We start from the raw sequence: 11162 nt of genomic DNA on the forward strand, positions 1-11162 counted from the left end.
CACCACTTGAGGAGGCGTCCGTGTCGGAAGTTACCACAATCGGTTTGGATATCGCCAAGAATGTTTTCCATGCGCATGGCGCGGATGCGAGTGGGCGAGCGCTGTTCAGTCGCAAGATCAGTCGCGCCAAGCTGCTGGAATTCTTTGCGCAGCAGCCGCGGTGCACGGTAGCGCTGGAGGCCTGCGGAGGCGCGCACCACTGGGGCCGCGAGCTCACGCACCTGGGTCATGACGTGAAGCTGATCCCGCCAGCTTACGTGAAGCCGTTCGTGAAGCGGCATAAGAACGATGCGGTGGATGCCGAGGCGATCTGCGAGGCAGCGCAGCGTCCCAACATGCGGTTCGTGGCGATCAAGAGCGAGGAGCAGCAGGCATCCGCCCTGGTGTTCCGCACCCGCGATTTGCTGGTGCGTCAGCGCACCCAGTTGATCAACGCGATCCGCGGTCATCTCACCGAGTATGGCTGGGTAGCACCAAAAGGCCCGTCGCATGTGGCGATGCTCGGCGACCTGCTTGAGGACGAGATCGGCTCGTCGCTTCCTGAGGCAGCCCGGGCAATGTTTCGCACGATGCTCGCCTTGCTGGAGGAGCTGAACGACAGGATTGGAGATCTCGACAAGGAGATCGCACGGCGAGCACGCGAGGATGCGATCGCAAGACGGCTCATGACGATCCCTGGCGTTGGACCGATCACGGCCACCGCGATCGCCGCGCTGGCTCCAGCGGCCGAGACTTTCGCCAAGGGTCGCGACTTTGCGGCCTGGCTCGGCTTGGCACCTCGGCAGCTGTCGACAGGAGGCAAACAGAAGCTGGGCTCGATCACGAAGATGGGCGAGCGAACGCTCAGGCGTTTGCTCATCATTGGCAGTAGCGCGGTCGTGCTGCAGGCGAGCAAACGAGGCGCGCCCGCAGGATCATGGCTCGAGCAAATGCTGGCCCGGAAGCCGCGAATGCTGGTGACCGTCGCGCTTGCCAACAAGACGGCGCGGATCATCTGGGCGCTGCTTACAAAGAACGAGGATTACAAAGCTCCGGTCGCAGCTGCGGCGTAAGCCAAGGCGGACCAGGGGTCGTCGGAAGACGTAGTCGGTCGAAGGAGGGTATGGCACAACAGTCGGCGAGACGGGGCCGGAAGAACCAGGGCTTTCCACCGTGCCGTGAGCACGCTGTCGTGAAGTGGTTCCGGTCCGCGAACTCCCATACGGGCCCGCAGCCTCCGGTGCTGCATCAGAGGCCGGACAGATGGCAGCATCCGACTACGTGCCAATCCCCCAAATACCACTTGCGTCTTTTGGGGCGTCCACAGATGGAGATCGGTGACAGCGGCGATCATCGCCGGCCAGGTCTCGGTCGGCGCGTGCTCGTCGGGCCGATAATAGCAGCGTGGATGGAAGCGAAGGTTTCCGGTTCCGCGTAAATCCGTAATGCCGCGTTCTCGTAAATACGCTTGCACGATTGTGCCCGTTATCGGCTGCGACATGCCGATGAGACGGCGCGCTGCTTCCGGCGAGCCGCTTGGTGCTGGCCGCTGGCGCTCCTGAAATCGTGGCCCCGGCTCGGGCGGCGGCATGCTGAGGAAGGTCCGAGCCTCGTCGGCCACGTCCTTGAAGTCGACCAGGCCGCAGCTTTCCCGGATGACGTCGAGGAGATCGCCGTGTTCGCCGGTGGCGGCGTCGGTCCATTTGCCCGCGACACCTTTGGGCGAATCCTTGAGCCGGACATACATCGAGCGGCCGGGCGTGTTGCGCACGTCGCCGATCAGCCAGTAGCGGCCCTCGCGACGTCCGCTCGACAGGTAGTGGCGGCACACCGCCTCGGCCTGCCGGCCGAGACTGCGCGCGAGATCGGAGGCGTCCTGCCGGGCCATCACGCAGCCTCCCGCTCGGAGATGCGCGCGACGGGGAAGGTGTCGAGCAGCTTGGCGAGAATGGCAGGTCCCGACGTATCGACCGGCACGAAGAAGCGCAGCTTCCACGAGATGATCTCGCTGAACAGGCCATAGGCTCGCAGCCGATCGCGCATCGCGTCGGTGAAGCCCGACAGTTCGATGCGGTTGGTTCCCATCAAACGGGCCCGGCGCAGCTGCATGCCCTCAGTGAGATCGAGGATGGTGGCGCCGTCGATCAGCGCTGTGAACGCGCCTTCCGGCGTCAGGGTGCTAGCTCCCATGGCGCCGGCGTTCGCGGCCCAGGCGGGGGAGACGCGGCGACCGATGATGCGCTCGCCCGCGTCGGTCTGGAGCCGGTAGACCCGCGTCGACTCGTTGGGCAGCCGCTTCCAAATCGGCAGCAGCAGGCCCGCGACGATGTGAATGGTGCTGTCGGAAAACTCCGGCACCTCGGCCAGCTCAGCGTCCCAGGCGGCCCCAAAACTGTCGCGATCGACTTCCTCCCAATGGCTCTCGCCCATCATGCGCAGCGGCGCGTAGTGCTGCTCCATCGGCCGGATCAGGCAGACGCGCCGTTCGATCTCGCCATCGTCGAGCATCATGGATGGTGCCGGGATCTGCACGGCGGCCCGGCCGGATCGGCCGTTGACGACGAGCCGCGCGCGGGGATCGGCGAGATGGTCGATCGCCATGTCCAGCGTGGTCGGCCGGTTGCGCTCGCGCCGCGTGATGTTGAGCAACCGCGTCTCCGCAGCCGTGCCCGGATGGGTATGGATCACTTGGCTGTCGGTGATGATGAAGCTTTCGGCCTGCAGCGTCTCCAACCCGAGATCATAGACACCGCTGCGGATCGCGCCCTCGACCTTGGCGGTCAGCAGCTGTTCGAACGCCGTGAACAGGATGCCCTGCAACTCGATCGTCAGCGCCAGGAGCCTGTTGAGGAAGGTGGTGATCGGCGGCAGCTCGTCCTTGATGCCGGTGTCGTCCATCAGCTTCAGGCCGGTCGCCGACTCGAAGCGGTCGAGCGAGCAGCCGTCGACCTTGCCGCGCACTAGCAGAAGATAGAGCTGCCGGAGCGCATCGCGCCCATAGTGCGATTCCAGATTGTCCTCGGGCCGGAAGAGGCCCTGGCCGCCGGTCTGGCGTTGGCCGCGTGTGATCGCGCCGAGCGTGTCGAGCCGGCGCGCGATCGTCGAGAGGAAGCGCTTCTCGGCCTTCACGTCGGTGGCGATCGGCCGAAACCGGGGCGGCTGTGCCTGGTTCGTCCGGTTGGTGCGACCCAGGCCCTGGATGGCGGCGTCGGCCTTCCAGCCCGGTTCGAGCAGATAGTGGACGCGCAGGCGCTGGTTCCGCGCCGCGAGATCGGCGTGGTAGCTGCGGCCGGTGCCGCCGGCGTCCGAGAAGACGAGCACGCGCTTCTGGTCATCCATGAACGCGGCGGCTTCGGCGAGATTGGCGGAGGCGGCTCGGTTCTCCACGGCAAGGCGGTCGCCCTTGCGCACCACGCGGCGCGAGCGGCCGGTCACCTCGGCCACCGTGTCGGAGCCGAAGCGCTGAACGATCTGGTCGAGCGCGCCGGGTACGGGCGTCATCGACGCGAGCCGCTCGATCAGCTCATCGCGCCGGGCGGCGGCCTCGCGGCTTTCGACGGGCTGGCCGTCGCGAAAGACGGGGCGCGATGACAGATTGCCCTCGTTGTCGGTGAACGGCTCGTAGAGCTGCACCGGGAAGGAATGCGCGAGGTAATCTAGGACATATTCGCGAGGAGTGATGTCCACCCGGACGTCGTTCCACTCCTCGGTCGGGATCTCGGCGAGGCGTCGTTCCATCAGCGCTTCGCCGGTCGAGACGATCTGGATCACAGCCGAATGGCCCTCGGCGAGGTCCTGCTCGATCGAGCGAACCAGCGTCGGCGTCTTCATGCTGGTCAGCAAATGCCCGAAGAAGCGCTGCTTGGCGCTTTCGAACGCCGAGCGTGCGGCCGATTTCGCCTGCCGGTTCAGCGTGCCGCTGTCGCCGGTGATGTTGGCGGCCTGCATCGCCGCGTCGAGATGGTTGTGAATGACGGCGAAGGCGCCGGCATAGGCGTCGTAGATGCGGGTCTGCTCAGGCGTAAGCTGGTGTTCGAGCAATTCATATTCGACGCCGTCGTAGGACAGCGATCGTGATGTGTAGAGGCCGAGGGAGCGCAGATCGCGCGCCAGCACTTCCATGGCCGCGACCCCGCCATTCTCGACCGCCTCGACAAATTCCGCACGGTTCGCGAACGGGAAATCCTCGCCACCCCACAGGCCGAGCCGCTGGGCATAGGCGAGATTGTGGACGGTCGTGGCGCCGGTTGCAGAGACGTACACGACGCGCGCGTTCGGCAGGGCGTGCTGGAGGCGCAAGCCCGCACGGCCCTGCTGCGAGGGGGCGACATCGCCCCGTTCCCCCTTGCCGCCACCGGCGTTCTGCATGGCGTGGCTTTCGTCGAAAATGACCACTCCGTCGAAATCGGAGCCCAACCATTCGACGATCTGCTTGACCCGCGAAAGCTTCTCGCCGCGGTCGTCGGACCGTAGCGTGGCGTAGGTGGTGAAAAGGACGCCTTCGCCGAGACGGATCGGGGTGCCTTGCGGGAAGCGCGACAGCGGCGTGACCAGCAGCCGCTCCATGCCGAGCGCCGACCAGTCGCGCTGGGCGTCCTCGAGCAGCTTGTCGGACTTGGAGATCCAGACCGCCTTGCGCCGGCCCTGGAGCCAGTTGTCGAGGATGATCCCGGCCGACTGGCGGCCTTTGCCGGCGCCGGTGCCGTCGCCGAGCATGAAGCCCTTGCGGAAGCGGACGGCGTTTTTCGCATCGTCGGGCGCGGACGAGACGAGATCGCAGGTCTCGTCCACGGTCCAGGCGCCCGCGAGATATTCGGCATGGGACTCACCGGCATAGATCACCGTCTCGAGCTGAGCGTCGGAGAGCACGCCATCGCTGACGATGTGGGCGGGGAGCAGCGGCCGATAGCTGGGCTTCGGCGGTGCGACCGACGCCATCGCGGCCGATTGCACCAGCTTGGTGGGATGCGGCTGAGCGTCGGGGACGCGGATCGACTGGAGCGCATAGGTCTCGTAGATCGAGTCCGACAGGCGACCACCCTCCGGCGGCTTCCAGTCGATCGTCTCATAATGGAGGAGCACGCCTTCGGGCTGGGCGATTCGGCGCGCGGGCGCTGCGGACGCGGCTTGGGCGAGATAGCCGCGCACGGTGCGGGGAGCGACCGCCGCGTCGGCGTGCGTTGTCGGTAGCAATACCGGCAACCTGGCCGGAACCTGCTGGTCGATCCATGCGAGCAACGTCGCAACATCTGGCGCGAGGCCGGCAGATTCCGGAAAGCATGCGGGATCGTCGGCCGGGGCCTTGTCGATGACGGTCAGGCGCGTCTCGATCGTCGTGCCATGCTTGGCATAGACGGAGCCCGCAACGGCGGCTGTGAACACGACACGCCCGCGCTCCTGCAGGCGGATGAAGCCGTCGCGCCAGGCAGGCGCATCGGGTGAGAGGTTCGCGCCGGTGATCGCGACCAGGCGGCCGCCATCGGCGAGACGTGCCAGCGCCGAGGCGACATGGCGATAGGCGGCGTCAGCGACCCGCCCGGTGACGTTCGCCATCACGGAGAAGGGCGGGTTCATGAGGATGACGCTGGGAACGGCCGTCCGATCGAGATGATCGTCGATCTGGGCGCCATCGAAGCGCGTGACGGGGATGGCCGGAAAGAGGGAGGTGAGGAGATCGGCGCGGGTTTCGGCAAGCTCGTTGAGGATGAGCGCGGAGCCCGTGATCTCAGCCAGGATCGCAAGCAGGCCGGTGCCGGTCGAAGGCTCCAGCACGCGGTCGGCCGGGGTCAGCGATGCTGCGGTCAGGGCGGCTAAACCGAGCGGGACCGGGGTCGAGAATTGCTGGAAAGCCTGCGCTTCCTCGGAGCGACGGGTGTGCGTCGGCAAAAGGCTGACGATCTTGGTCAGCGCGGAAAGGCGTGAAGCCGGCGAAGCGGCTTTGCGGAAAAGCGCCTTCCCGTATTTGCGCAGGAACAGGACGGTCGCGACCTCGCAGGCGTCATAGGCCGTCTTCCAGTCCCATGCGCCGGCAGCGTCGGACGCGCCGAAGGCCGCTTCCATGGCGGTGCGCAGTGACCCTGCGTCGACCGCTCGGCCCTGTTCAAGATGAGGGAGGAGATGCTCGGCGGCGGCCAGCACGGCGGAGGCCGGCGGCGGCGCTGGCGCGAGCGGGAGCGAGACTGCCGGGGCGGCAGCCGGAAGCGGAGCGTGGAGCATGATAGAGACCTCGGAGAGCGGAGACGGGACGAGCCGGCCCGGCGCTCTCTCTCGACCGGACGGGCTCAAACCCGTCCCGGCCATCCTCTCACTCTGGCGCGGGCTGGGCCCGGCTCATCGCGCCGCCTTTCGGCGGCGGCGATCTGACGCTAAACTCTCCCGGGAAAAGAAGCCGCGGCGCCTCAGCTCGCTGGAGTTCGCCGTGCCGGTAAGGAAGAGGCAGGCGAGATGAAGGGAAGCGCGATCGGCATTATTGCGGCGGGTTGCCTGGCGGTCGGGTTTGGCACGGGGTTTGTCCTGCGGCCTGTGATTGCGCCGGTGTCCGCGTCGCCGGCTGTCGCGGCCGGGGTCGCGCTGCCGACGGAGGGTGAGGCGACGGCGGCGGTCCGGCGTCACCGCCTGTTCACGGGACCGCTGACCAATGCGACGCTGAAGCTCGGCGACTGTTCGCCGGGAGGCGTCGGCCCGGGCGTGACCTGCATGACGCAGATCGTGATGGATTCGACGAAGCCAAAAGCGACGCCGCAGAACCGGCCGATCGGCTTCGCCCGCGTCAATGGTCAGTGGGAGGTCGCGGTTTGGTAGACTGCAGAGATGATCTCTAAATCAGACTCGCATGACGCCGAAGCTTGAAACGTCTGCGCGCGAACTCCATATCCCAAGACATTCAGGGTCGCCGCAAATAACGCGGCATTGAGAAGAACCGCCTGCAGCAAGAGCTGTAGTAGCTGAACTGCCCGGTCAACGGGCCGCCGCTGATCTGTCCCGCACTTGCGCGGGCGGGTCTCGGCTGTGCGGTTCACCGATCCCGTAAACACCATTGAACCGCTTCACTAGCGAAGGAGGTTCTGATGGCTCAGATCCTAAAATTTCCATCTAAGAAGATTGAACCGGTCACAATCAGGTCCCGGCTAAAGCATCGCGTCGCTGTCGAAATTCTCGACGACGTGCGGCCAAGGCGCACGCGCTGGATCGTGCAATTCGAGATCCAGGAGGCTGCGGGTTACGACGCCTTGAAGGGGTTCAAGGATGCTGCGGTTGCCGTCGGATATCGTCACCGCTTTTGGGTGAGCGGGACGCATCCCCTGCGGCAGTTCGTGGCGGAGACGGCTGGACTTGTCGCAACTGGGAAGGTCGCCCTCTGGGTGGACGGTGTGCGAGTGCAGCCGCGCATTAAGCGCAGCGCATAAAAAAGGGGCTGGAGCGCGCTCGTCGCTCCAGCCCCTAGCTCACTCGGCCGCTACGAGGTGGTGTTCATCGTCTTCGCCATCGGCTGTGATTTCCTCGTCGTCGTCGGCGAGGAAGTCGGGCAGCTCAGCTCCTTCGTCCTTGCCGCTGGCGTCGGTGTCCGGTGTGGCCGCCTCGGGCTCAGCGACCAGGCGCAACGGCTCCGGCAACCAGCCGGTGTCCGCCAGCAGGCGTTCTGCCTCCTTGGCCATATCACCCTTCTTCATATGGTCGATGAGCTGCGCGGCCTGGTCGCCGGCGCCTTCGCGGACTGCCTGAAGGATGCGGGGCTTGGTGACGCGGCCCAGATAGTTGCCAACCGTCGGACGCCAGCCGACGTCCACCATGTCAAGGCCGGTGGCGCGCGCCAGTCGGTCCGCCTGGCCGAGCCGCATGTCGAGGCCATGCTGCGAGACGCCGTTGCCGCCGTAAGGGTTCGGCTTTTCGTAGAGCGCGTTGACGCCGTAGCTGACGCAATGGGCCAGGAGCGCTATGCGGCTGGCGTCATCGAGCGCCGTCAGCCAGTCCCAGAGCGCGCCGTCCTCTGCGGGAATGTCGCCCGCCCAGGCTTCGTGACGACCGTGCACTGCGCGAGCAGACGGGCTGTCCTTCAACCCATCGTCCTGCACCGGGAAGAAGACGTGGCTGACGGAGGCCTCCATCGCGCCCTTGTACATGCGGTGCTGGAAGGCGTCGGAGACCAGCTTGTGCAGGAGCGCGGTCATGGCGACGTGCGGATTGTCGGCCAGCGCATTGCGCAGCGCCAGCGTGCGATGGGCCGTCAGCTCGGTGACGAGGCGATCGGGCAGCGGCTTGATCGCATCGTCCTCGTCGTCCTCCGGCTCGGCGGGCTGGCCGCCGATCATGATGACGGCCCGCTGCACGGCCGGTTCGGCCGGATCGCCGCCGACTTCCACATCGCCGCCGGCTTCCACGCCAATCTCGCCCTCGGGGAGGATCGGTGCTTCATCCTCGGAACGGACATAGCCGCGATCGATGTCGAGACTGCCGTCATGGGCGATGCTGATGAAGACGCCCGCGCGAGCGATATCATCGGTCTCGTAACGGACCGGTCGCGACTCGAGGGCGACGAGCGCCGTCTCGATCTCACCGAGCCGCTGGTCGACCTCGTCCGGCAGCTCGTCGGCGTCCTGATATTCGGCCTCGAGCTTCTGCTGCTCCCCGGTTAGGGCGTCGATCGTCGCCTGTTCCTCGGTCGTAAGGTCGAGGGCCTCGCCCTGCAGTTCACGCAGGCCGCGGGTCGCGTCATAAGGGAAGCTGACAGCGACCTCGATCCACTTCCAGCCTTCGGCGGCGACCTCGTCGGCGGTGGCCTTCAGCTTCTCAGCGGCCAAGCGGTCGAGCAGCGCCGGATCCTGCAGCCAGCCGCCATCGTCGGACTGGAAGAGATCGCGCATGGTGACACCGCCGGCGGCCTCATAGGCGTCGAGGCCGACAAAGACGGCGCGCTTGTCGGAGGCGCGCACCGTGGTCTCGGTGAGCATGCGACGGATCTGATAGGGCTCCTTCGACCAGGCGTCCTTAATCGCGTCCCAGACCTGTTCCTGGCGGGCGTGGTCGTTCGACACGGTGAAGGCCATGAGCTGCTCCAGCGTCATGCCGTCCTCGGCATAGACGTCGAGCAGCGCGGGCGATGCCGATGCCAGACGCAGCCGCTGTTTCACGACGGCGACCTGCACGAAGAATGCGGCCGCGATTTCCTCCTCGGTCATGCCCTTGTCACGCATGTCTTGGAAGGCGCGGAACTGATCCAGCGGATGCAGTGGGGCGCGCTCGATATTCTCGGCCAGCGACACCTCCTCGGGGAGGATGGCGCCATCGCGCTCCCGGACAATGCAGGGCACGGGCGCGACCTTGGCGAGGCGCTTCTGCTTCACCAGCATCTCAAGCGCACGGAAGCGCCGGCCGCCGGCCGGAACCTCGAACATGCCGGTCTCAGCGCCCACGGCGTCGATCACCGGGAAGACGCTGAGGCTCTGGATCAGGCCGCGTCGGGCGATCGAGGCCGCAAGATCCTCGATCGAGACGCCGGCCTTCACGCGCCGGACGTTGGACTGGCTGAGCACCAGCTTGGTGAAGGGGATGTCGCGCGAGGACGACAGGATGATCTTCTGAACAGCAGTAGCCATCGGGATTTACTCCGCGACGGGCGCCGAGAGCCTCTCTCTCAACCTCCAACCCGTCACAAAGCGAAGCGCCGCCCTCTTCCTCTAAAGGGGGCGGCGCCACGGACCGTGGACCAGAGAAACACGGAAGCGCAAAGCCGGAGGCACGGAAAACCGCTTTCCCGGCTTCGCGGAAATCAGGCGGCTCGATCGAGCAGCTTCTTGGCCTTGGCTTCCATGTCGAGGCGGGCGTCCTGATGCGGCTTGTCGCGGGCGACGGCGGTGATGCCCTGAACGAAGTCGAAGATGCTCTCGGGCGGGCGGCATTCCTCGGCCAGCACCGTGTCGATGATCTTCCCTGCCTCGGCCTTGGAGAAACCGCGACGGCGCAGGAAGTCGGTGCGGTCTTCGTCCGTTTTCGCCACGATCCGCTCGCGCGCCGCCTTGATGCCGTTGACGAAGGGCAGAGGCGAGGAGTTCGCGAAGTTCAACAGTGCCGGGGCCGCCTCATGCGCAAACCGGTTGGCGGCGTATTTGCTGTGGCGGATGGTGATTTCCTCGAAATCCTCCACGCCCCACAAATTCCGATTTTGGCAGACCGCGCGGAGATAGAAGCTCGCCATGCCGAGGGTCTTGGCGCCGACCTCGGAATTCCAGCAATAGAAGCCCCGGAAATAGAGGTCGGGCGATCCGTCAGGTAGGCGACCAGCCTCGATCGGATTCAGGTCGTCGACCAGGAACAGGAAGACGTCGCGATCGGAGGCATAGAGGGTGGTCGTATCCTTGGTGATGTCGACGCGGGGGTTGTAGATCCCGGTCGACCAGTCGAGCACACCCGGCACCTTCCAGCGGGTGTCGCCCGTGCCGTTGCCGGCGATGCGCTGCACGGCTTCCACCAGTTCTGCGTCGAATATCCTCCCATAATCCGGCCCGGTGACGGCGCGCAGTTCCATCCGGCCGTCGTCGGTTTCCAGCGTCTTGATCTGCTCGGCGCGATTGGAAGTCAGGCCATATTGCAGATTGATGGCGGCGAGCGCGGCCGGGAGCTGGCGTAGATAAGCGGCGGGTGCGCCGACCAGGCCGGCGAGTTGGCCGAAGGACCAGTGTGTGGGCGCGATTGCAGCATCCGTGCCCGGCAGGATCAGGGCCAGCCGCTCTGCATCGTTGCGGTTTGCCTCCACATGGATGAGCGCGCTTTCCACCACGCGCGTCTTGCTGCGATCGGCGCGGTCGCGCACCGATCGCGCCAGTTCGGTGAGCGATAGGTAACGTTCGTCAGCCGGACGCGAGAACCACTCAGACGAGACGCGGCCGACCCGCTCGCCGCGCCTGACATCCACCTTGTAACCGCCGGGCGCGGCACGGCGCGTATCGAGAACTTGCATGTTCATGGAACCAATCTCCACGACGGGCGCGGGAGCCTCTCTCCCAGCTACTCACCCGTCACGGAAACCGGTCCGCACTCTCACTCTGAGGGGGCGTTGCGGGTCTCCCGCAGAAGGGGTCGGTCGAGACCGCAGGGCTCGGACGCAGGGGAAGGCTTTCCCCAAAAAGCTGTGGGCTCAATTCTGCGGCAATTGTCGAGTGTCGATTATCACTATAGGGTTCCGCTAT

7 protein-coding genes are annotated in these 11162 nt (G+C 66.0%); 3 read left to right on the plus strand and 4 right to left on the minus strand.

The genetic code is table 11. The annotated features are described in order from the left end of the window. The first annotated feature begins 20 nt into the window (after window positions 1–20). Window positions 21–1052, plus strand: a complete 1032-nt coding sequence (locus tag RLCC275e_RS08605; RefSeq protein WP_033182488.1) for an IS110 family RNA-guided transposase — start codon at window positions 21–23, stop codon at window positions 1050–1052. On the opposite strand, the gene RLCC275e_RS08610 is transcribed toward RLCC275e_RS08605, so the two are convergent. Next, window positions 1022–1867, minus strand: a complete 846-nt coding sequence (locus tag RLCC275e_RS08610) for a DUF7146 domain-containing protein (RefSeq protein ID WP_246723430.1) — start codon at window positions 1865–1867, stop codon at window positions 1022–1024. The genes RLCC275e_RS08605 and RLCC275e_RS08610 overlap by 31 nt on opposite strands. Then, window positions 1867–6195: a strawberry notch family protein gene (locus tag RLCC275e_RS08615; RefSeq protein WP_033182489.1), complete on the minus strand. Its 4329-nt coding sequence runs from the start codon at window positions 6193–6195 to the stop codon at window positions 1867–1869. Before RLCC275e_RS08615 ends, RLCC275e_RS08610 begins: the two co-directional genes overlap by 1 nt. Window positions 6196–6423: 228 nt before the next feature. On the opposite strand from RLCC275e_RS08615, the gene RLCC275e_RS08620 reads away from it, so the two are divergent. Beyond that, entirely contained in the window at window positions 6424–6780 is a 357-nt protein-coding gene (locus tag RLCC275e_RS08620; RefSeq protein ID WP_033182491.1) for a hypothetical protein, read from the plus strand. A 266-nt stretch (window positions 6781–7046) separates the two neighbouring features. Further along, entirely contained in the window at window positions 7047–7385 is a 339-nt protein-coding gene (locus RLCC275e_RS08625) for a hypothetical protein (RefSeq protein WP_033182492.1), read from the plus strand. 39 nt (window positions 7386–7424) lie between these two features. Here the strand turns inward: RLCC275e_RS08625 and RLCC275e_RS08630 are convergent, their stop codons facing one another. Further along, window positions 7425–9572: a ParB/RepB/Spo0J family partition protein gene (locus RLCC275e_RS08630; protein WP_033182493.1), complete on the minus strand. Its 2148-nt coding sequence runs from the start codon at window positions 9570–9572 to the stop codon at window positions 7425–7427. Between the two features lie 173 nt (window positions 9573–9745). Continuing rightward, window positions 9746–10939, minus strand: coding sequence for a hypothetical protein (locus RLCC275e_RS08635; RefSeq protein WP_033182494.1), 1194 nt, complete (start codon window positions 10937–10939; stop codon window positions 9746–9748). Between the last annotated feature and the right edge of the window lie 223 nt (window positions 10940–11162).

It is taken from the genome of Rhizobium brockwellii, from assembly GCF_000769405.2.
Classification (GTDB): Bacteria; Pseudomonadota; Alphaproteobacteria; order Rhizobiales; family Rhizobiaceae; genus Rhizobium; species Rhizobium brockwellii.

What these genes read in the sequence shown, in the direction of transcription:
- RLCC275e_RS08610 (WP_246723430.1), bottom strand. Translation starts at nt 1,867, where the DNA reads ATGGCCCGGCAGGACGCCTCCGATCTCGCGCGCAGTCTCGGCCGGCAG.
- RLCC275e_RS08615 (WP_033182489.1), bottom strand. Translation starts at nt 6,195, where the DNA reads ATGCTCCACGCTCCGCTTCCGGCTGCCGCCCCGGCAGTCTCGCTCCCG.
- RLCC275e_RS08620 (WP_033182491.1), top strand. Translation starts at nt 6,424, where the DNA reads ATGAAGGGAAGCGCGATCGGCATTATTGCGGCGGGTTGCCTGGCGGTC.
- RLCC275e_RS08625 (WP_033182492.1), top strand. Translation starts at nt 7,047, where the DNA reads ATGGCTCAGATCCTAAAATTTCCATCTAAGAAGATTGAACCGGTCACA.
- RLCC275e_RS08630 (WP_033182493.1), bottom strand. Translation starts at nt 9,572, where the DNA reads ATGGCTACTGCTGTTCAGAAGATCATCCTGTCGTCCTCGCGCGACATC.
- RLCC275e_RS08635 (WP_033182494.1), bottom strand. Translation starts at nt 10,939, where the DNA reads ATGAACATGCAAGTTCTCGATACGCGCCGTGCCGCGCCCGGCGGTTAC.